Source organism: Paraglaciecola sp. IT1134 (assembly GCF_058068185.1).
On sequence record NZ_CM176486.1, the window covers coordinates 3,521,805 to 3,544,142 of the forward strand.

The 22,338-nt window shown below is 44.7% G+C and carries 20 protein-coding genes; 6 read left to right on the plus strand and 14 right to left on the minus strand.

Translation table 11 applies throughout. The features are described from left to right. Positions 1–71: 71 nt before the first annotated feature. Together prpB and AC3RV5_RS15350 are read right to left on the minus strand one after the other, a co-directional pair. Positions 72–950: a methylisocitrate lyase gene (prpB, locus tag AC3RV5_RS15345; RefSeq protein WP_489728482.1), complete on the minus strand. Its 879-nt coding sequence runs from the start codon at positions 948–950 to the stop codon at positions 72–74. Positions 951–1,028: 78 nt separating this feature from the next. Further along, entirely contained in the window at positions 1,029–1,718 is a 690-nt protein-coding gene (locus tag AC3RV5_RS15350; protein ID WP_489728483.1) for a GntR family transcriptional regulator, read from the minus strand. A 1,019-nt stretch (positions 1,719–2,737) separates the two neighbouring features. On the opposite strand from AC3RV5_RS15350, the gene AC3RV5_RS15355 reads away from it, so the two are divergent. Then, entirely contained in the window at positions 2,738–3,448 is a 711-nt protein-coding gene (locus AC3RV5_RS15355; protein WP_489728484.1) for a hypothetical protein, read from the plus strand. A gap of 523 nt (positions 3,449–3,971) precedes the next feature. Here AC3RV5_RS15355 and AC3RV5_RS15360 read toward each other — a convergent pair. The 3 genes from AC3RV5_RS15360 to AC3RV5_RS15370 all read right to left on the minus strand — a co-directional run bounded on the left by AC3RV5_RS15360 (position 3,972) and on the right by AC3RV5_RS15370 (position 6,122). Then, entirely contained in the window at positions 3,972–4,130 is a 159-nt protein-coding gene (locus AC3RV5_RS15360; RefSeq protein WP_489728485.1) for a hypothetical protein, read from the minus strand. Positions 4,131–4,430: 300 nt separating this feature from the next. After that, positions 4,431–4,838, minus strand: coding sequence for a phosphate ABC transporter substrate-binding protein (locus AC3RV5_RS15365; protein ID WP_489728486.1), 408 nt, complete (start codon positions 4,836–4,838; stop codon positions 4,431–4,433). Positions 4,839–4,859: 21 nt separating this feature from the next. Continuing rightward, positions 4,860–6,122 carry a hypothetical protein gene (locus tag AC3RV5_RS15370; RefSeq protein ID WP_489728487.1) on the minus strand — a complete coding sequence of 421 codons (1,263 nt, stop codon included), beginning with the start codon at positions 6,120–6,122 and terminating at the stop codon, positions 4,860–4,862. A gap of 638 nt (positions 6,123–6,760) precedes the next feature. Here AC3RV5_RS15370 and AC3RV5_RS15375 point away from each other — a divergent pair. Together AC3RV5_RS15375 and AC3RV5_RS15380 are read left to right on the plus strand one after the other, a co-directional pair. Beyond that, positions 6,761–8,380, plus strand: a complete 1,620-nt coding sequence (locus tag AC3RV5_RS15375; RefSeq protein WP_489728488.1) for a methyl-accepting chemotaxis protein — start codon at positions 6,761–6,763, stop codon at positions 8,378–8,380. A gap of 323 nt (positions 8,381–8,703) precedes the next feature. Next, positions 8,704–9,021: a DUF2956 domain-containing protein gene (locus AC3RV5_RS15380; RefSeq protein WP_489732176.1), complete on the plus strand. Its 318-nt coding sequence runs from the start codon at positions 8,704–8,706 to the stop codon at positions 9,019–9,021. Between the two features lie 159 nt (positions 9,022–9,180). Here the strand turns inward: AC3RV5_RS15380 and AC3RV5_RS15385 are convergent, their stop codons facing one another. Both AC3RV5_RS15385 and AC3RV5_RS15390 read right to left on the minus strand, forming a co-directional pair. Further along, complete coding sequence (locus AC3RV5_RS15385) at positions 9,181–10,071, minus strand: pseudouridine synthase (RefSeq protein ID WP_489728489.1); 891 nt, start codon at positions 10,069–10,071, stop codon at positions 9,181–9,183. A 627-nt stretch (positions 10,072–10,698) separates the two neighbouring features. Next, a complete protein-coding gene (locus tag AC3RV5_RS15390) occupies positions 10,699–12,063 on the minus strand; it encodes a pyridoxal phosphate-dependent decarboxylase family protein (RefSeq protein WP_489728490.1) in 1,365 nt (454 codons plus the stop codon). Between the two features lie 77 nt (positions 12,064–12,140). On the opposite strand from AC3RV5_RS15390, the gene AC3RV5_RS15395 reads away from it, so the two are divergent. Both AC3RV5_RS15395 and AC3RV5_RS15400 read left to right on the plus strand, forming a co-directional pair. Next, entirely contained in the window at positions 12,141–12,395 is a 255-nt protein-coding gene (locus tag AC3RV5_RS15395) for a hypothetical protein (RefSeq protein ID WP_489728491.1), read from the plus strand. Positions 12,396–12,407: 12 nt separating this feature from the next. Next, entirely contained in the window at positions 12,408–12,656 is a 249-nt protein-coding gene (locus tag AC3RV5_RS15400) for a hypothetical protein (RefSeq protein WP_489728492.1), read from the plus strand. Positions 12,657–12,864: 208 nt separating this feature from the next. On the opposite strand, the gene AC3RV5_RS15405 is transcribed toward AC3RV5_RS15400, so the two are convergent. Next, entirely contained in the window at positions 12,865–13,191 is a 327-nt protein-coding gene (locus AC3RV5_RS15405; protein WP_489728493.1) for a YceK/YidQ family lipoprotein, read from the minus strand. 313 nt (positions 13,192–13,504) lie between these two features. On the opposite strand from AC3RV5_RS15405, the gene AC3RV5_RS15410 reads away from it, so the two are divergent. Then, positions 13,505–14,002 carry a DUF6491 family protein gene (locus AC3RV5_RS15410; protein WP_489728494.1) on the plus strand — a complete coding sequence of 166 codons (498 nt, stop codon included), beginning with the start codon at positions 13,505–13,507 and terminating at the stop codon, positions 14,000–14,002. A 307-nt stretch (positions 14,003–14,309) separates the two neighbouring features. Here the strand turns inward: AC3RV5_RS15410 and AC3RV5_RS15415 are convergent, their stop codons facing one another. The 6 genes from AC3RV5_RS15415 to AC3RV5_RS15440 form a co-directional block, all read right to left on the minus strand. Then, positions 14,310–17,648, minus strand: coding sequence for a S8 family serine peptidase (locus AC3RV5_RS15415; RefSeq protein WP_489728495.1), 3,339 nt, complete (start codon positions 17,646–17,648; stop codon positions 14,310–14,312). 678 nt (positions 17,649–18,326) lie between these two features. After that, positions 18,327–19,184, minus strand: coding sequence for a 23S rRNA pseudouridine(2605) synthase RluB (rluB, locus tag AC3RV5_RS15420; protein WP_489728496.1), 858 nt, complete (start codon positions 19,182–19,184; stop codon positions 18,327–18,329). Next, the gene (gene scpB / locus AC3RV5_RS15425; protein WP_489728497.1) at positions 19,184–19,873 is read right to left on the minus strand and encodes an SMC-Scp complex subunit ScpB; all 690 of its coding nucleotides are present in this window, start codon (positions 19,871–19,873) and stop codon (positions 19,184–19,186) included. The genes rluB and scpB overlap by 1 nt, the downstream gene beginning before the upstream one ends. Next, positions 19,873–20,721: a segregation and condensation protein A gene (locus AC3RV5_RS15430; RefSeq protein ID WP_489728498.1), complete on the minus strand. Its 849-nt coding sequence runs from the start codon at positions 20,719–20,721 to the stop codon at positions 19,873–19,875. The genes scpB and AC3RV5_RS15430 overlap by 1 nt, the downstream gene beginning before the upstream one ends. Before the next feature lie 87 nt (positions 20,722–20,808). Next, positions 20,809–21,429 carry an L-threonylcarbamoyladenylate synthase gene (locus AC3RV5_RS15435; protein ID WP_489728499.1) on the minus strand — a complete coding sequence of 207 codons (621 nt, stop codon included), beginning with the start codon at positions 21,427–21,429 and terminating at the stop codon, positions 20,809–20,811. A gap of 20 nt (positions 21,430–21,449) precedes the next feature. After that, positions 21,450–22,316 (minus strand): PHP domain-containing protein, encoded by an 867-nt coding sequence (locus tag AC3RV5_RS15440; protein ID WP_489728500.1) that lies wholly within the window; start codon positions 22,314–22,316, stop codon positions 21,450–21,452. Between the last annotated feature and the right edge of the window lie 22 nt (positions 22,317–22,338).

Here is a 22,338-nt window from a genome sequence, read left to right on the forward strand (position 1 = left end):
CTCCTAATATTTTCAATTCGATGTTTATATAAAGTGTATTGGCCATTGCTAGCAGTGGCTTAATCAATTAGTTATTTGTTTTTACCCTGGGCAAACAGGCTATCGAGCTTTTGTTCATAGTCGTGATAGCCCAGGTAATCATAAAGTTCCATGCGGGTTTGCATGCTCTCGAGCACAGATTTTTGGTCGCCCTGTTCTAAAATAGCGGTATACACATTTTCGGCAGCTTTGTTCATGGCCCTAAAGGCACTTAACGGGTAGAGCACCATAGCGGCGCCCCACTCGCCCAACACGTTTTTGTTCCATAATTCAGTTTGGCCGAACTCGGTAATATTGGCCAAAATGGGTACTTTTAAGGCTTGTGCGAAGGCTCGGTAATGTTTTTCAGTTTTAATCGCTTCGGCAAAAATGCCATCGGCGCCGGCTTCCACATAGGCTTTAGCCCTGGCAATGGCGGCATCTAAGCCTTCCTGAGCGAAAGAATCGGTACGCGCCATGATGAAAAAATCTGGATCGGTGCGGGCATCTACCGCCGCTTTGATCCGATCGACCATCTCTTCTACCGGTACGATCTCTTTATTGGGCCGATGGCCACAGCGCTTTTGTGCCACCTGATCTTCCATATGCACCGCAGCGGCCCCGGCTTTTTCCATATCCCGAACGGTTTTAGCGATGTTAAAGGCACCGCCCCAGCCGGTGTCTATGTCTACCAGTAACGGCAGATCACAAGCCGAGGTAATGCGCTGCACATCTACCAGCACATCATTTAATGAAGTCATGCCTAAATCAGGTAAACCATAAGAGGCATTGGCCACCCCACCACCAGATAAATAAATCGCCTGATGCCCGATTTTTTTGGCCATCATGGCCGAATAGGCATTAATGGTGCCCACGATTTGCAAAGGTTGATTAGCGACTAAGGCCTGACGAAATTTTTGACCTGCACTCATAGAGGTGCTCCTTTTAAAGGGTTAATAGTTACTATGCGCCGCCCTGGGGTGGCGTACAAAAGTTTTATGAAACCAATTTTATGATGCTCGTTGCGCTGTCTGGGTGTGCGTCTCAAGCAGCTTTTTTTCAATGTTGTTTTTCGAATACAGAATATGGCGGCGCATCAGCATTTCTGCCAGTTCTTGATCACGATTAGAAATCGCCTGCACGATATGTTTATGTTCATCAAAGGCCGTGGTGACCCGTGGCCCAGACATACCCAGTTGCACCCGATACATACGCACCAGATGATAAATCCCGTTGATCAACATGGAAATAAGATGGGTATTTTTACTGCCCATAATAATGCGATAATGAAAGTCCACATCACCGGCCTCCTGATAATATGACTCGCCGGTTTTGACTTCTTGAAAGTGGCTGGCCAATAAGGCATTCAGATCGGCTATTTCGGCGTCTGTCATGTTTTTGGCTGCCAAACGCGCCGCCATGCCTTCTAAGGATTCACGCACCTGATATAACTCCACCAACCCTTCTGGAGTCAAGGCCACTACCCGGGCACCGATATTCGCTTTACGCTCAACGAGTTGACAAGACTCCAAACGGCTGATCGCTTCGCGGATCACCGCCCGGCTGACTGCATATTTTGTCGACAATTCAGTTTCACTCAGTTTTGAGCCAGGGGGGATCTGACCTTCAACGATGTCTTTACGCAGTTGAAAAAAGGTTTTATCTGCCGCCGTTACTGGCTGTTCGAGGAAAAATTGCATGTCTTGTATGAGATTGCCCAATCGAATATTGTCGACAATATAGCACAGTAAAATGGTTTTTCAAGGTTTTAATGGGCTGATTGTCGACAATGGATGGGGTATTTACCTTTCTGGCCTGCGGCCACAGAGCATGCACTTCGTGCACAAAACATGCGCTACGCTTACTGTCATTCTTGGCGGGTATGACAGACCATCTCGATAACTGGAACGCCAGCCCGGTGGAACGCCAGCCCGGTGGAACGCCAGCCCGGTGCTCACAGCGTTATTCTACTTTCCTTTTTCCATGGAGGTCGCATTGTCAGCCAGTAACTTTTTCAAAAGACGATAAAGTAACCAAAAAGTCTTTCCCCAAGTAAACTTTCTGATCCGTTATAAACATCCTATTTATTGTCCGATCGGTGCAACGCAACATCCCTGTAAAGCGCACACACAGTGTGTGCCAGTTATTCTAAGCTGAGTTCGGTTTTGCTTAAAAAGCTTTTTGGATGCTGGGTCGTGGGGGAGCAAAAAATCAACAATATACTCAATGTAAATATTGTCAAATGACTCTAAATATTCAATTGAGTACCTATGGGAGGCCATGTAATTCGAAGCGAGTAATGAGACGCATAACGATGATTGATAAAGATAAAAACCGATCTGATCATGTTACACAATAGGAGTTCACAGGTTTTTATATCATTACGAGATCAATGTGGGAAATTTTATATCAAAAGTCAGGTTCCCTCCCTAAACATTAACAAAATATGGGTGAAATGACTTAGAAAAAATGTGCGATTCGGTTTGCTGAATTGGATCATTCTCCAATAAAAGAGTGGCATTAATCAGAGATTTTGTCGGAATTTTTTACACTTTTATAACCTGTGATTACGATGATATTCCAAGCAATTAATTACATTAGGAAAAATATTTTTGGCTCAAAAAATGCCTTTATAAATCGATTAGTTGGCGCAAATAACCAATATTTATCGTACTCAGATTAAGGTTTTTGTTCGCTGGCGTGAAAACAGGAGAACATAATGAAAATTTTCAAATTAACAATTAGCTTTATCTTACTTTGTTTTGTGGAAAATGCCGGGGCTATTCCAGTCACCATTACTGCAACTGCTCCTGATGATCCGCTTTCCGTATTATTAGGGGATATTACTGATTTTCATATTGCTGCTATTGGAGATGGAGAAAATGAATTTAGCACCCGCAGCACGCAGATCACGTCTGATTATAATATTTCAACTGGGTTGACATCGCATGATATTTTTAGCGCTTCCATAGGTTTTCAGGATGCAGCCCCATTAAGCACCTTTGATAATGAGGGAATATGTTTTTTCTTTCCATTGGGTAATCCCCTGGAGCCAGGAGAAACTTTTACTATAGCTTTTGACGTAACATTCTTGGATGGAACCGAAATAGACATTGATTCTTTGAGCGGCTTAGGTGAGGTAGTATTTTCGCACGAATTGGGATTTAGCCCTTCTCAATCTCCGATAGTAGAAGTTGGCGATGTTGTCGGGTTTCCTGGGGCCGGAGGAGTTCTGCCTCCTCCTTCTGGACTTAATCCCTTTGATTTACAGCTCGTATTTAGGAATGACGCACAAGATGTATTTCAGGTAGTAACAGAACCAACCACCTTTGCATCAATTTTCGCTGGGCTCAGTTTATTAATATTGACCGTCAGAAAATTTCGCAAAGAACCCAACAGTCCCACAAAGCGATCTATCAAGATTACATAGGCAGCCAACATAAAAATAACGGCCCCACAGAACACGCAATATAAGTATTCATGCAGAAAACCCCGGAGTATAGAGTCGGCTAAGGAATACATGCTGGGTGTAACGCTTGTATTTTTGTTAAACAGCGCAGCTGTGCTTTTTCTCGATTCAATGTTCGCCGAGCATCGACAGCTGAAGCGGGAGAAAACTGGATCCTTTCGGAAACGGCACTATATGGATGTAGTGACTAGGTATATATAATCAAAGATGCCATAAGTGAAGCGCATGCCCTGCCCTTCTAAACCCAAAATCAATTGGAATTGCATGGCGGCAGCAAATAAATGAGAGCCCATTAGCTTAGACCACTAAGCACAACGCGGTTGGCGCAACGCGGTTGGCGCTAGTGGCGAATGAGTGTAGCCAACAGAAAAGCAGCTGCTGGGATGAAGAGTATATAAAGTTTTAACTCAGCCTGCTTTTAGCAAATGGCAGTACTTAATGCACCCTAACATGTCTACGAAATTAATAGTGCTGAATAGCGCTTTTATGTGGTTTGATAAACGAATAAAAATACGACCCGTACTAAAAATTGATTGTCACATTTAATCACGGCGATAGTCAGCCTGTTATTCCCTTGGCTGCCGAATGCTGGGCCGGTACGCCGGTGATAATGGCCAATGTCGGTATTTTGAATATTTATCATGCCTGTCTCTGCATTTTCTCTTTGGTTAACGTAACGATAACAAAGAGGTGTTTTTATGCGTGTAAAACATTTAACATTTGTGTCTTCGTATTTGCGCAATACCCGTCACCGATGTGAGCAAGGTGTATTCATTTTGTAGGGATACTTGACGCTAATAGTTGCTGCTCAATGAATTTAGTTTGGCTATCCAAAGTGCGCATTGCTATCAAGTTGCTGTTGGCAAAATGTTAAAGGCAGCCCAGAATACGTCGAGGCTGCCCCAAAATATTTACCCTAGCTAAAATAGAAAGGAAACATCCTTCAATTCACTGTTATTTTTTTGACACCATCGGTTAGGCTGGCACTGTCTATATACCCTACACCCTTGACATTAGCCGATACAAATTCAACAATTTTTGCATCGGAACCAAATTCTTGCGGAGGTGTTCCACCACCGGTAAACATTCTCTTACTCCAATATGCTTTTATTTGTCCAGGGTTCTTACCCAAATAATCACTACAAAATTGCTCATAAATACTGTTCGATGAATCTTGATTGACAGCCGTAAAAGCATCAGATTTCCCCATAAATAAACGAGCTAGTTCCGATTTTGTCATTGATGAAGTGCTACTCCCAGCGTTAACAACAACGACAAGTTCAGCGGCTGCGTTGAATGTAGCCAAAGAGGTAATTAAAAGAACTAGTTTAATTAAGTTTTGTACTTTCATGATACTTATCCTCCTTATAATCTATTGGCCAAAAATATAGGAAACGTCAAACCGTATTTCGGAAAAACTCTCATCTTTGCCGTTAATAGTTTGAAAATGAGTACTTGTATCTACTTTGACTGCCACTTGCGGAATTGGACGAAGTATAACGCCTAAGGTGGACTTGGTGAATTGGCCATCATCTGCCAAACCAGCTTCAGCGTCGCCGCCATAAGTTTTATTAAATATGGTTTCTGGATTTTTATAACTATCCCACTGAACGTAGGGCACTAATTCACCATACTCGGTATAGAAGGAATAACCAGCTCGAATATACCAAGTGGTGACGTCATAGTCTCCATTTGTATTGATATTATCTGCCGTAACAGGGCCATCAGAATTATTCATAAAACGAGCCCGTTGGTACTGATGTATGTTAGCGTTATTAATGACCGTAATGACTGAGTCTGAATCTCTCACCGCATCGTGAGATGCTCGCCAGTAGGCTCCCTGTAATTGCCAGGTATCTATGGCAAACTGACCGTAAATGCCAATAATAGAAAAATCATCTTTTTCCATCCAGGGTAATATACCTGTTCGTGGTGAGCCTTCCCCTACCCCAACATCGGATGTTGTATCTCCGTTGGAAGAATAACCACTTACACCTACAGTATAATCACCCAAATTCCAATCGTAGCGCAGATCAAAACCAAGCGGAATATTATCTTCCCCGCTAGGACCCCCCTCACCATTATCGGTGGAAACCGCATAACTTATCTCACCATCTCCGACAGGAAGCAGCCCATGCACCATGGCCTGGGTCTCTCTGGAAAGAATTAAATGGTCTTTGTCGAACAATTCAGGAGGTTCAATCCCAATGTAGGTAGGCACTGCATCCAGCTGTTCATTGTACAAACCAAATCGACGATACATTTTACCTAATCGGATGTTAAGAAAGTCATTGATGCTATATTCACCCCACACATTTCTGACAGTTATCTCTTCGCCCCCACCACCATTGAGGTTTGCAAAAAACTTTGCCTTATCGTGTAGCTTACTTTGCAGCATAATATTAAAAGACGGTGTATCAATTTCCCTTGGCGCGTCTTCAAAAGTAGTGTTGCCCTGGCCGTCCCGGGAAGGCTCGTCCCAGACCTTTTCCACTCGCCATGCCATATATCCATATAACTGAGTGTTGTCAGAAATATTTGCATGCGCTATAGGTGTCAGCAGAAATGAAGCAATGCTAACAATCGTCGACATGCGGCCACCCTTAATTTTATTAATTTTATTAATTTTATTCACGATTTCTTCGCCTTGGATTTGATAATTTGAATAACAACAAGTTATATATCTTTATACCTTTACAGCATCCACAGGGTAGTGCAAAAAAAATTAGCAATATATTGAACTTTAGTTGAATATTGAAATATACAAACTGAATTTTCAGACATAACATACAAACACTGCGCCTCCCTTGCCAGGCTTAACCTTAGGAATGCACCAAGTGTATTGTCACAAATATCGGGGAAAATGAATTAATGTTATCCTGATGCGTCATTAATCAAACGCGGATGTTAGATAAACAAAATACCGCCCAGAACGACGCTATCCTTAGGGTTACTAATACCATCAGGATAATGGGTCTGAATATATGATTGATTTACTGCGGGCTATTGGGAATTTACCCAGCTCTTCCACTATTGGTCTTAAAAATCTTTTTGACACAATAAGATCACAACCCAACAATTAATTTCCCTTAACGCGGCCACCGCAAGCCCTTTAATTTGAGAAAATGTACGACAAATTTAATGTCAATGCCGAAGCCAAGGTCATTGCCGTGCAAAATTTAATTCGCCTAAAGTATAATAGTTAAATTAACGGTTTCGAGGATAATTCCGATATTAGTTAATATGTTATGAATGATAAGTAAGGATCTGTAAGTGAATTTTTTCTCAAGATTAAAAATAGCCCACAAAATATTCCTCATTCCCATAATAGCAATACTTGGGTTTCTCCTTTACTTAACCATCACCACTGTTTCTTCGTTCCAAAATGTTGAACTGCTAAATAATGCAAAAGACGTAGAGTTTCCGGCCGTACAGGCATCAAGTAAGGCCGTGGTATATATGGAAAAAGTGAAAGATAACCTGGCTAGTGCCGCAACTACAGGCGACGAAGACTTGCTGGACACCGCTAGTGAATTTGCCGAGATGACCAGAAACGAACTTACTCAGCTAATTACCATTACTCCGATGCTAAGCACGGAAGTCGAAGCAATATTGAATAAATTCAACGATTATTTTGACATTGCCTATGATGTGTCTGACTCATTGGTAAATGATACAGCGGACTTCAGTAAACTTGCTGAACTATCTGAAGAAATGAACGGTTACTACCAAGAGGCAACCAATACGCTAAGTCAATTCAGTGATACAAGATTGGCTCTGTTCAAGGAAAATATTGCACTGGTTAACGAATCCGCTGAATCTAACATCACAATAGGGATTGTGATGGGCATCATCATCTCTATTTTGTTATTTGCAATCGCAATTCCTATAGTTTCAGGTATAACAAACAGTATCGTGCGGGTAGTTGATTCACTACGTGACATTGCCCAAGAAGATGGCGACCTCACGGTACGTATTGAGTCCCGCAATCAAGACGAAATTGGCGAATTGGTAAACTGGTTTAACCAATTTATGCAGAAGCTACAAGCGGTGGTCAAGGATGTCGTTGATTCATCTCTACCGCTCTCTGAACTGGCTCAGAGCCTGAACCAACTCACAGCCGACACTAATCAAACTATTTCACTGCAACAAGGAGCTGCAACAGAAGCAAAATCAGCGGTCGACGAAATGACCTACAGTGTGGCAGAAGTAGCAAAGAGTGCGTCTGAAGCAGCTAAAGCCGCCTCTACGGCTAAAGATGCCGCCCGGGATGGGCAAAAAATTGTCAACCAAACCGTCAATAATATTCAGAAGTTGGCGACCAACGTTGAAGACACCGCAGATGTGGTGCAAAAGCTTGAGGCCGATTCCAGCCAAGTGGGAGCAGTGTTGGATGTAATTAAAGGCATTGCCGATCAAACCAACTTACTGGCCTTAAACGCTGCGATAGAAGCCGCCAGAGCAGGCGAGCAAGGCCGCGGTTTTGCCGTAGTCGCGGATGAAGTCAGAACATTAGCCTCAAGAACACAACAATCTACCGAAGAAATCCAGACGACTATTGAACAATTACAACATGCCGCTCGCTCTGCGGTAGAGGTAATGACAAAAGGCAAAGAGCAGGCATCGGCAAGTGTCAACACTGCCAACGAAGCAGGAAAGAGCCTCGATTTAATAAACGACACGATTAAAACCATTACCGAAATGAATGATCAGATTGCCCTAGCAACGGGAGAGCAGCAAACCGTAGCCAATGCCATTAGTCAAAATGTGGATGATATTTACTCGCGTTCAGAAGATGCATCAAGTAGCTCAAATAAATTAGCCTCTGCCAGTGACGAGTTAGCACAGTTAGCAAATCACCTAGAGGCTATCACCAAGCAATTTACCGTTTAATCCAGTAAAGTTTTAAAGAGACTATAAAAAAGAGTGGAATCACTATGTTAAGAAAATTAATTACATAAACAGCCAACATAAAAATAACGGCCCCACAGAACACGCAATATAAGTATTCATGCAGAAAACCCCGGAGTATAGAGTCGGCTAAGGAATACATGCTGGGTGTAACGCTTTTATTTTTGCTGGGATTTAGCGTGGCGATACTGAAATTAGCAACCACCCTATTTATTTAAGGTGCTAAGTAGTTAAAAAGTACCTGTCATAAATATGTCTATATGCTGCTAATATTCATTAGCTGTTTTAATAAGTTAAGTTCAATGATGAAAAATAAAGTATCACCAGAAGTTGAAGCTCAAGCGATGAAAATGGCCAAAGGAAGGCAAAAAATTGGTCAAACTAAAGAGCAAACCAAGTTGATTGCCCAAGGTATTCAAACGGGTATTGCTGAATATAAGAAACAGCAGGGTATTAAGTTACGTGTAATAGATAAACAGCGTAAACAAAAGATAAAACAACGTGAAAATAAAAGTACCGAAACCGTGGAAGTGGCACCCAAAAACATTCGTATGAAATATCTACCATGGATCTTGTTGGCGCTAAGCTGGTTGGGTTTTGTCGCTTACATTGTCTGGCGGTAGTATATAGTCCGTCAACATATAAATAACGGCTCCACAGAGCACGTATTATAAGCAATCATGTAAAATGACCGAGAATATAAAGTCGGCTGAGAGATGAATCACATGGATATCCGTGATAAATACACCAGCAGATGTTAGAGCACACACTGGGTATGCCCCTTAATCCAATTTAAGTTCGGTATTGCTAGAAAAGCATCTAGGTTGTTGGGTTATGGGGTCAATAAATTGCAGTTGCTGTGCCAATAGCTGCAGGGGTTTTGTGTAATCATCTGGCTGACTTGGCTGTAATTCTGGGTAGTAGGTATCGTGTAATAACGGCCAGCCAAGACTTTGCATATGCAAGCGCAGTTGGTGGGTTTTGCCGGTTATGGGGTGCAGTTCAAATAGTGCTTTGTCGGCTGAACGTTTCAGGCAACGAATGCGGGAATGGCTGTTGGCCAGTCCTTCTACAATCCGCATCAAAAATCTTGGCTGTGATTTCTCCAAACGATTTTTAATTTCCCATTGCTGGTTGTGCATAGGTACATTGCCATTTGTGCTGGCGATGGCCTGATAGGTTTTGCTGACTTGATGGGTTTCGAATAAACGGTGGTAATGTGCACGTGAATCGGGACTAACCGAAAATAATACCAAGCCTGCGGTGCCGTTATCGATACGATGCACCGCTTGCAGTTGCTGATTACCACTTTTATTACGCAAGCGATTTTGCAGGCATTCTTCAACAAAACCACCGCCTGGCATGACCGGTAGAAAATGCGGCTTGTATGCCACCAAGATCAACTCGTCCTGAAAAATGATTTTCTCTACAAAAGGGATAACCGGCTCCATTGCAACTTCGCGATAATAATAAACCCGTTGCTGGGCTGCATAAGGGGTTTGTGCACAGATTTTACGCCCGTCATGCCAATGAACCTTGCTATCAGCCATACGTTGTTGCCAAACATCACTGGTTATAGCGGGGAACTTGAGAATTAGAAACTCTAGAACAGTCGTTACACCGGGATTGTGCTGCGGTAGGCTCAGCTTGGACGGGGAAATAGCTATAGCCATAATTACACTCGTTGTTGATCCCTATCAGGATCTTTTAGGTCTAGATTAACGCCAGCAGTATATAACGTTTTTACGTGACCTGCGTTTATCAAATGGCGGTATTTAATGACCCCCTCACATACCTACAATATTAATAGCGCCCATCAAATGCCAACGAAGCCCGAAGCAAAAAATGGCCCTTTATTCATCTAAATCTGATCATTCCACTAATATGATCGGGCGGGATGATATGCGACCAAACAGGTAACATATTACAGAATAAATGCAATCCGATCCAATCAGCAGATGTGGATTAGAGCACTGCCTGTCGACGCGTTTAATGTTATGTTTTCCATAGGCTTCAGAATTATTCCCCGTCCCATGCCGGTAATGCTGGCAACGCCGCCATGGAGTAGGCTGTGCACACATTCCTTCGGTGCTTGATAGTGAACTTTATGCATACTGGGGGTGACAAGCGATAGAGTATTATTCAAGATAGTGCCGACATTCATGCTGTTTACCGATTAGTTTTGTTTATCAATAGATCTGATCACCAAATGCCATAAATGCACTCTGACTCTTATCTATCTAATTGTTTCTCAAAATTATTTGTGGGGACACCTCAGGTATCGGATCCCACAGGTTCTGCTATAGCTGATCCAACGCGGTGATCACCTGCTGAACATCCTCATCGCTGGTCGCCCAGTTACTCAATGCAGCACGAATAATTGGTTCTCCTTGCCAGACACCCGGAGTCAAAAATACTTGACCGGATGCATTAAGTGTAGTCAAGCACTCATCAGTCGTAATCCCTACCACAGATGTATTTGGTTTAAACAGCACAACGTTAAGCTCGCAGGGTTTGAGCAACACATATTTATCTGACTGGGTTATCCAATCAGATAACATTCTTGCCTGCCGCATATTCGATTTTATGTTGTCCGTTACGCCTTGTTTACCATAAGCCAATAACGTTGCCCATACAGGGAAGGCGCGAAAACGACGGGAGTTCTCAATGCCCAAGGACATGTAGGAAAGGGAACTTTCCGCGTTGGCTAAATACGGCGCACTCACTTCACAACATGACTCTAAAAGGCCCATATGTTGGGTTAAAAACACTCCACAGTCATAGGGTACATTAAGCCACTTATGGCAATCTAGCGTGATACTGTTGGCATGCTCAATACCACGAGTTTTCCACTCGTTTTTGCTCAGTAAACGCTCAAATATACCAAACGCCGCGTCAACATGCAGCCAAGCCTGATATTTTTTGCACACTGCAGCGATAGCGTCGAGGTCATCGAAGTCCGTTCCTGTAACCGTTGCGGCGCTGGCGATAACCACTTTACTGGGTGAGTTACTGCCTGCCAGTGCCGCTTCTAAGGCGCGAATGTCCATTGTTTCGTCATTAGAATTGCAGGCGATTTTCTGCCAGCTATTTTGACCAAATCCAGCAAAACCCAAACTCTTAATCATACTGGCATGAGGCGTGGCGCTGAAAATGTCTACATCTAACCCAGCCATGCCGGATTTTGCTACATCTATGCCTTGCTGCTGCCCAGCGTACTGGCGAGCGGTAAAGGCCGCCAACACGTTCGCGGCTGTCGCACCTGTGGTGAAAATGCCGTTAAATGACTGGGGCAATGCAAAAAGCTCGCAAAGCCAATTCAAGGTTTGCCGTTCAATTTCAGAGGCAATAGAATCTCCGCCTTTGGCAACGTTTTGATTAAAAGTTGTCACCAACCAGTCTGCGTAAGTAGCCACAGGATTAGCGCCGCCCGTGACAAATCCCCAGTAGCGCCCGCCGTTACTGGCCGATAAATGAGGCCGTACCTCGTCACTGATCAATGTATCTAACGCTTTAAATGACATTCCGGTTTCTGAAAGTCTGGTTACCACAGGGCTTGTGCGTTGGCTGGCCACGTCTCGGCTATTCAACGTCTGATGAAATGCACGAAACTGTTCAGATAACGCTTGAAGTATCGTCTCATTGGTTTGCTTGCAATATTGCATATTGGTTTCCCTGTTTATGATAATCCCATTAGTTTATGTTTATGTTTTACCCGACCAGATAACAGATGAGTAGTGTGGTGAAAAATATTTTAATAGCAAAACACGTGATCCACCAGATTGAACGGGGGCAAAACGCCGTGAGCGTTAAAATGCCTTCTGTGCGCAACTTTTGTCAGTTGCACCTTATCAGTATGACCACTGCATTGGCGTGGTTTGATAAAGAAATAACCAATGTGGGCCGTCATAAGAAAAAGATTGTTGTATATGGTCACGGCCATAGTGTGTTACGCCCTGGGCTTTCAATTGCTCCAGATGCAGTGGACGCTGGCTAGGCCAGTACACCTGTGATAGTAGCCAGTATCGGTTATTTTGTGTTATTGCCGCGGCTGTATTGGCTGTTGGTGTTAAGATCAGGCGGCCAAAAAGACTGGAAGCTGATCTTTGTTTACAGTATTTCCAGCTTGATAGCCTACTATTCATTCCCGGCTATGCAGATTGCCCGATTTGATTTTATCCTGTTGTTACGCTACCCGCTGGTGCCTGTGTTGTTTGAGTTGTATGTGACAGTCAGTGTTATTAAAGGCTTGTGCTAAGGCAGAAAACTCAAAGGCCATCCGCGAATTAAGCCGAACCAGACGTAACGTCCATTTTGCCAGAACAACCCTATCCAAGTGGCGATCCCACCTAATGTTGAGCATATTCTCGGGTTAGTCAAGGTTCGAGGGCTTGGCTGGGGCCCCCCAATACCTTTCACCCGTCAAAGGTGGCTATGCTAGGGCGCGAAGCTCAGCCAGTTGTAGCTTAATTTACTTTAATCGAGCCTTTTTTCGCCTGAGTCACGAGTGTATAAGGTAAAACAAGGGTATCGGTCGCAGCAGAAAAAACCGTATCCAGGAAAACGAATGGCACACCATTAAACGAATCACCAAGATTCACGGTTCGGCTAGGCTCGCCGTACATCAGGCAAAAATTATATGAAAGACCACTGTAGATCCTGGGGATTTCATCGCAGTAACTTTTTTTACCTTGGTGAGAAATGTTGATGTGATTGCGCGGCGGATCTAAGGTTTTAACCGTTGCACACGAGCAGCAAAGTAAAACTGATAATAAACCTATAAATCCTTTCATAACATTCCTTGATAAAGTATTCATTGAAGAATTAGTAGCGCGAACACCGTATGTAAGCCAGCTTACGCCCGCCCACTTTATTCACCGCTTTGTTTTTTATTTTTTCAATACTAGCAATACTTTAGGCCTGTTGACCAGTCAATTTTTGGCTGAAGTTCAACATCTGTTTAACCTACCTAAAGCCGTCATTTTGTTGTCGCATTTCAGTGCGCCAAATATAATAAAGTGTAATTTAAGCATCTTTAACGAAACAAAATAGCCTAATGTGGATCAAACTCAAACAACTCATCATTTTTATATCCAAGGAGAGAATATGAAAAACATTATGTTACTGGCCCTTGCGCTCATCGCCTTAGCCGGGTGTGCGTCCCAGCGATTATCTGACACAGAAAAATCGACCATTATCGAAAGTTTTATTGCTTCTGAAAAACTCGAACCGCGCAGTACCATCAGTGCTTTTAATATGGATAGCTGGACTTCATTAAGCGATCAATATCTGATCCTGCGTACGTCTCCCTTTAGACCTTATTTGATCAAATTATTCACGCGCTGCAATGATCTGGATTTTTCACCTACCTTACTCATCTATTCCCGCATTCCAAATAGTTTAAGCACAGGGTTCGATTCGGTTTACACCCCAGATGATCACGCATTCAAATGCAATATCAGCCGTATTTATCCACTGAGCAAAGCGCAAAACAAAGCCTTAATATCTGCGGTAAATCCTGTGGCCAAAGACAAACCCATCGAAAAACCCGGGATGACTGAAAAGGAAAATACAGATAACACACCCCTGCCTACAGAGAATTAAGTACTGTCGTATTTGGAACCGCCACTTTTTTCACTTTAGAGCTCTGGCGATCCTGGGGATACCAGCGGTTTAACTTATAAGGACGTATCAATCTGCTGATATTAGGCTGCCTTTTGCTTAAGCCGGGCATTAAGCCCTTTTAAATGCTAACTGAGTGTTCATTTATTTATGCCTATTGGTATGGGGGCAAAACTTATCACTCAGGTTAGGTGGTCAAATTACCCATGTCATTACAAAATGACATTCCAAATTTTCCAGTAAACAATAAAAAGGGCTCCGAAGAGCCCTTTAGTAATCACTCGTCCTACTAATTACATTTGGTCACCGCAATAGCTCTTTCATGGGCATTATCATCGGCGCTAATTTCCGCTTCGTTGACCAGCACCTCGCCATTACTACAACCAGACACTTCAGCCTGGAAAGTAAAGCTTGCAGAACCACCTTGCACGGCAGTCACGGCCAAGTCTGCACCTGGAGCAGTGCCTGAGCCATCGCCAGAGAAGTAGTACGAAGAACCCGTGCTACCATCTTCATTTTCGGCCCCTACAGACGCATAGCTCAGATCCCCCAAGGCACCATAGACAAACCAGATACCACCAGCGCTACCATTTAGCACCCAAATTTGGAAGGTGTATTGCTCGGTATTGCCCGTGCCAAATTGAGGAATGTTACTCCATTCATAGACCGTAAACTGATTAGGACCAGCATTAAGTACGCCGACATACATATTACCACCATCGTTCATATTTAAATCGGTCCACAAGGGGGCCAACAGGTTATTAGGCGGCGTAACGCTGGGTAACTTATCTATGCTGGCACTGGCCGCACTACCACTGGCCGCACCTACTTCCAGGGTACCGTTAACTGACATAATAACTTGGCTATACATCTGCCCGTTGTAGTTAAACGCTGGCACATTAAAGCTAAAAGCGCCGTCATCACAGTCAGATGGGCAACCTTCAGGTGTAACACCTAAACTAGCCAGTGGGAATAAACCAAAGGGAGAAGGTGACTCAGTCACGGCTATGGAGCCTACATCCAGGGTACCTGTCCAACTGACGTTATTGCCACTAATAGCCAGCGGTGAGATGGTCGTACCGCCAACCACATTGGCTGTCTCGGAGCCCGCTACAGCAGTGACACCTGTTGGAAGATTATCGGTCAAATCTATGTTACCGCTTAGCTGGCCATTGGTGATATTAATCGCGTAAGTCAGAATGTCACCGTTATCGGCATTGGCTTGATCGACTGTTTTGGTAAAAACAGCGGCATCTGTGCTAGTGACCGCATTGGCCGCAATGGGCATATGCAAATCTGGGCCGTTGCCTTTACGGGCTATATTCACCTGGCCAAAATTCCAACCGGTTGCAGCGGTCGTATCAGCATTCACGGTGAAGCTTGCCGTTTTACCTGCCTTGAGCTTCAGGCTGGCAGGGGAAACAACGAAATTAGCATCACCAGAACTACTGGCACTAAGATCAACATGTACCGTATGCCCGGCAGTATTGGTGAAGGTACGAGTCCACTGACAACTTCCCACACATGTACCATCCTGCATACTGGCGATGTTCAATGTTTTAGGGTCGCCGCCTGTGTCAGGGTTAGCATTCCAGAAGTTCGTAGGCGTTTCGTCCAATACCAAATCAACTTCGATGGCACGGGCAAGATCAATACGCCCTGCGCCCATATCAAAGGGATCTGCAGAAGTGACACCATCTTCTTTAAGTACATTGGCCGTGGAACTGGACATCATCATCGCCGATCTTACGGCATAGGGTGACCATCCGGGTTGCGCCGCAGAAACGATTGCAGCGGCGCCGGCATTATGCGGGCTTGACATCGATGTACCGCTAAGGAATCCATACACGTCAGGGTCAGCCGAATTAACTGCACTTAGTGCGGCTAAAATGTCTACCCCCGGGGCGGTCATATCAGGCTTAATAATATCAAGTGCACTGTTGGGGCCTCGCGAACTGAAACCGGCCATAACATCACCCAAGCTGTCATCTACTACTACTTCGAAACCAGAAATAGCGGCTTCAGTATTGGTATTTGCCGCAATCCAGGATTTAAGCGTATCTCCCGCGGTCACGCCCAGATGCACAGCAGGTAAAAAGTGCGCATCCCCGGTGACACTTTCACCATTGCCAGCAAGGTTAGCCAACACAAATCCGCCAGCGCCACCGGCAAGAACATTCTGTCCTTTGGCGGTGCGTGCAATAGTTCCCCGATCACAGACTACGATTTCACCGCTAAAATGTCCGGCTGGGAAGGGATCCAGGCACTGGGCTGGATCACCATCATTTTGCGAGCCATTGGCGGTGGGATGATCACCAGCATAAACGATCGGTGCCGGTCCATATCCTGAGGTAAAGCCCACACTGGTGATATCTGGCAATGAAGCTTGATCACTTTGCATACCCTGCAGGCTATTGGCAAGAGTACGATTATGCGTACTTGCGCCTGTGGTTGATACCCAAGGCGATTGATGACCCATTGTAGAAGCGCCAGGACCGCTGTTACCGGCTGAAGCAGATACGTAAACACCCGCAGCGGTAGCGTTCAAAAAGCCAATTTCTACCGCATCAGTATAGGGGTTGGTTCCGCCAGAGATGGAGTAATTCAACGCATGGATCCCATCGGGCAGGTTAGCTGCATCCACCACCACCTGGTTTATAGCAGCGAGCAAGGCAGAGCCCGGGCAACCTGCAGTACATACATCGTATGCGATGATATTTGCATGGGGCGCAACACCAGAAATCGAACGGGTCAACGCAGTGGTAGGGGCGATAACTGTTGCTGTGGAATTAATATTACCGGCCACTGTACTAGCCGTATGAGAGCCGTGTCCATCGCTATCTTCAGGCACTGGATATTGGCTGTCAGCTGGCACAAAAGACCATGCACCAATTAATTTGTCATTACAAAAGCTTGGATCCTGGGTATCACAATAGCTGCCGGCGACATAATTACCGGTGCCCAAAGGGTTGCTGTGATCGTAACCGTCACCGCCCACATCAGCAAATGAACTATTGGCATGATTGATCCCGGTATCCAATACTGCCACCACAATGCCCGCGCCTTGGGAATGCGGAACATTGTTAGGAGTTCCTCCCCAAATAGAATCAGCATTAATCCACTTAGGACCGGCATCGGTGTCGGGTGTTTCAATATGTTCGAGATAAACCCGCTTAACTTCTGGTTGAGACTCCAACGCTTTAGCTTCTGTGGCAGACATGGTCATAGCCACACCATTAAATACATATTGATAGTCGAATTTCACTTTGTCTTGTGCACCCACCTGATTAACAAAATCTTCCTGATTTTTCTTCAGGTATTTGCGGTAAGCCTTGCTCTCTTTACTGTTAGTATTAAGCTTTTTTGCACCGGTGGATTTATTACTGGTTGCTTTATAACCTCGAATGCCGCCGTCATACGTTGCAACAGGAGGATCGGTAAACTCTACGATGTAAACTTTATCGCCTGTCGTCCCGGTGTTTGTGGTTTTGCTCCACTGGCCGTTACTGGCTACGCTTTTCACATTTGTAGGTTGGTTTTCGGGGCTAAGGGTCAAGTTTGTGCCGTAAGCTGGCGTTAAGGCCATACCTACTGAAAGACAGAGTAATTTCAAACGCAAATGAGTCATAAAATATCCTTTTTCCTTTTTTTACTTCTAGTGAGGAGAAATCTAAATTTGTTCATATGATTTTTAGTGATTTCATGTTTTTATCACCTTCAATTGCGTCCAACCTGGCGAAAAGGTGAGCAAAATATATAAACTATGAACAGCGCTTAAGCAAGAATCCACAAAATACATATTTGTTTAGTCTGTAAACAAATTTCCCCTAAACCCCATGACATCCAAAGATAACCCCATAAAGCCGGACCCGACTCAAGTTAAAAACTTCATACATTACAATGCATTAGTTTTCATGCAGCGATCACGAGATACCAACAATCAGATCCTGGCGATCTTAAAAAAATGAGAGGCATGCCTGTTGCTCGCGTAAACTGCGAGCGAATTTTAGTTCAGCATTGTTTTAAAAATGGTGAGTGAAATTTGGCGATATGCATGGATCCATGATTCAACATAGCAAAGTGCGTGGGGCTGATTGCCTAGTGGATTTTTTTGGTGAGCCCAGAAGTTAAAAACGGTGATTATTTTATCCGCGGATGAAATTCACAACTGTCTGAGTGCGTTAAACCAATTTGGCATAAGTAGATGAACACTCGGGAGTTGGCTTAGGCTGATTTACCCAAGCCGAAAGGCTTAACGCTAATATGAGGATGATTTGATATAGCCAAAAGCCTAGGTTGCTCTGCCTTAGGCTTTTTTGTTTTTACCTTGATTTAAACGATGTTTTTGTACCGAGCGGCGCATTCTGCTTAACCGCACATGATCGAGTTTGGTTTGTTTGTCTTCTACTAAGGATTCTGATTCGACATCAAGCTTGACGCTGGTACGCAATACGTTTAAATCCTGTAAGGGCAATTCTATCCAGCCACCTTGGGGCAAGCGATTTTGTAATTCCAGCGTGCCGTAACGTACCCTGATCAGGCGACTCACTTGCAGTCCTTGAGATTCCCATAATCGGCGTACTTCACGGTTTTTGCCTTCGGAAAGACTCACGTTGTACCAGCTGTTGAGGCTTTCATCATCACCTGGGCGTTTGCGAATTTCGGTGAATTTGGCCATACCGTCTTCCAGTTCAACCCCTTTGGTTAAACGGGTAAGAATTTCTCGGTCTACTTCACCAAATACCCTTACGGCATATTCACGTTCAATTTCGTGTTTGGGGTGCATCAAACGGTTCGCCAGTTCACCATCGTTAGTAAATAACAATAAGCCACTGGTATTGATATCCAGACGTCCCACGGCTATCCAGCGGCCATTGAGTATTTTTGGCAGGCGATCAAATACGGTCGGACGCCCTTGAGGGTCTTTACGACTGCATAACTCGCCTTCAGGCTTGTTATACATTATCACCCGGCACATACTTTTCTGTGGTGCGCCACTGAGCAAGTTGCCGTCAACCCGCAATTTATCTAGCGGCTCTACCCTGTCACCCAGGGTGGCAATTTTGCCATTAACTGAAATGCGCCCCTGCTCTATCCAACGTTCCATCTCACGACGGGAGCCCACGCCAGCGTTGGCTAGTACTTTCTGTAATTTTTCACTCATTAATGTAACTGCTCTTGTTGATTAGGTTCAACGGCATTGCCGCTATTAGTTTGCTCATCTGCGCTTGCGTTATCAGGGTCTATTGGCTTGGCTACAGGCGCAGCGCTTAACGACACCTGGGGCTCATCCAATATTTTGAGCGTATCGGTGATGTTCTTGTCGCGAAAGACTTCGGTACTGGGTAAGTCTTGCAAATTCTTCAGCGAAAAATAATTCAAAAATTCCCGGGTAGTAGCATAAAGTGCGGGGCGTCCAGGTACTTCTTTATGGCCCACTACTTTTACCCAATTGCGCTCTAACAACGACTTCATTATATGGCTGCTAACCGCCACACCGCGCACGTCTTCAATCTCACCCCGGGTGATCGGTTGGCGATACGCGATCAACGATAGGGTCTCAAGCATAGCCCGTGAATATTTTGGTGCCTGCTCTTGCCACAATTTACTTAACCAGGGGCTTAAACTGTCCATGGACTGAAACCGGTAACCACTGGCAACTTCAACCAGTTGGATCCCTCTGGCTTGATAATCCAGTTGAATATTATCCAGGGTTTGCTGCAACAACTTTTTACTGACGCTTAGGCCATCAAGTACAGTGCCCTGGAGTTGTTCAAGACTCAAAGGCTGATCGGCGACAAAAATCGCCGCCTCAAGTAATTGCTTGAGTTGCACGCCCGATATCTTGGCCATTAAATCTGCTCCTGAGTATTCGTTTTAACATGAATATTAGCAAATGGCTGCGCCTGCACCAATTCAATCAATTGCTCTTTACATAGTTCTAAGATGGCCAAAAATGTCACCACCACCCCTGCTTTGCCTTCTTTGACACTAAACAACTGATCAAAACCGGTAAACTGCTCGCTGTTAATTTGCTCCAGTATTCTGGCCATGCGCTCCCGGGTCGACAAGGCTTCTGGGGCAATATGATGGTGTTCAAAAGCGTTAGCGCGCTGCAACACTGCCTGAAAACTCACTACCAGTTCTTGCAAACTGACTTTGGGTAAAATCTTGATCGGTGCCACCGACTCATTTGGCTGGGCACTGGCACTAAACACATCCCGCTCCTGGCGCGGTATACTGTCGAGCTCTTGAGCGGCTGTTTTGATCAGCTCGTATTCTTTTAGCCGCCTGATCAACTCGGCTCTGGGGTCGTCTTCGTCCTCTTCGACATCCGGCCGTTTGGGCAATAACAACCGCGACTTTACTTCCGCCAGAATTGCGGCCATTAATAGGTATTCTGCGGCTAACTCCAACTTTAACTCCGTCATTAGATCCACGTATTCCATATACTGCTTGGTCACCTGGTACACAGGCAAATTTACCAGATCAAATTTTTGCCGACGAATCAAATACAACAGTAAATCCAGTGGCCCCTCAAACGCCTCTAAAATCAGTTCGAGGGCATCCGGCGGAATATATAAATCCTCTGGTCTGTCGGTGTATGCCTGGCCATTGATAAACGCCAGCGGCAAGGGTTGCTGCACCGGATCGGGTAACAGCTCATGGCTCAGGTTTAGTAAGTCGTCAGTCGTTGTCATACTAATTTGTGCTTGTTACATTCAGCGCATTCGACAGACATGCCAGAGAAGTGTTTTGTAGCTTGTTTTGCATAACCTAAACCATGGCTAAATAAACGGGCTAATATCGCCGCTACCTTCCCGCAGAATGATATTTTCACCCTCGGACATATCGATCACTGTGGTAGGCTGCTCGCCTAAAAAGCCCCCGTGAATGATCAACCCCACCTGCTTTTCCAGTTTATCGCGAATTTCATCGGGATCAGACTCGGCCACAATGGCGTTGGGTAAAATCAAGGTGGTAGACATCAAAGGTTCGCCCAGCTCTTCAAGCAGAGCCAAGGCGATAGTATTTTGCGGTACGCGAATGCCGATAGTGCGCCTTTTGGGGTTTTGTAAACGCTTGGGCACTTCTTTGGTAGCTTTTAAAATAAAGGTATAAGGCCCTGGGGTATTATTTTTAATCATACGAAAGGCACTATTGTCGACCCGGGCATATTCAGACAATTCAGACATATCACGACACATCAGGGTGAAGTTGTGATCCTTGCCAATATGACGGATGCGACAAATCTGCTCAAGGGCATTTTTATCGTCCATATGACAACCGATGGAATAACCAGAATCAGTGGGATATACCACTACCTCACCTTGATGAATTAACTCACAGGCCTGCTTGATCAATCGAAGTTGAGGGTTGTCCGGGTGGATATAAAAAAATTGACTCATAATTAAAATTTCCAGGATTTTTAAACGCTATTCTCAGCGTGAGGTGTCATGTTAATAAACGACCAGTCTTGCCAAATAGGCTCAAGCTGCTGGGGTAAACCTAAATTTTTGCCTAACTCTGTCCAGCGGTTGGGAAAGTGAAAATCCGATCCCGCCGAGGCTTGTAACTTATGCTCTACTGCCAATTCATAAATCAGTTTGCGTTTTTCCGGGTTCAATCGAGCATGGGTGACTTCCATGCCGTCTCCTCCGGCAAGGGCGTATTCTCCCACCAGCCGGCGTAACCATTTGGCGGTCATATCATAATGTCCAGGGTGAGCTAACACCGCTTTGCCGCCTGCGTCGTGGATCCATTCTATCGCTTGGGCCATAGTGATCCAGTGCGGGGCGACATGGGCTTTTTTGCCCTTGCCCAGGTATTTTTTAAATACGCTGTCAAAATCTTTTGCCACCTGGCGGTCAACCAGTACCCTGGCAAAATGGGCTCGGGTGATTTGTCCCACGCCGGCTAACTGTTTGGCATCACGCAATACGTTTTCGATCCCGGCCTTGGCTAATTTGTCTGACATTTTTTGCGCCCGGGTTTCCCGTTCCGCACTTTGCAACGCCAGACGGTGCAAAAACAGCGGATCCTGGTGATCCACATTTAGCCCCAGAATATGAATATCGAAATTATGCCAGGCGGTGGAGATTTCCACTCCAGATACAATTTGCAAGGGGCGTTTCTGTTTTGCCTGATGGGCCAGGGCTTCAGCTAGCCCCTCTATGCTATCGTGATCGGTGATCGCCAACACGTCTACTTGCATATTGTGCGCACGGTCTATCAACTCTGTGGGGGAGAGTTGTCCGTCGGAATAATATGTGTGGCTATGCAAGTCGATTTTCATAAATACTAAAATAATTACCTGA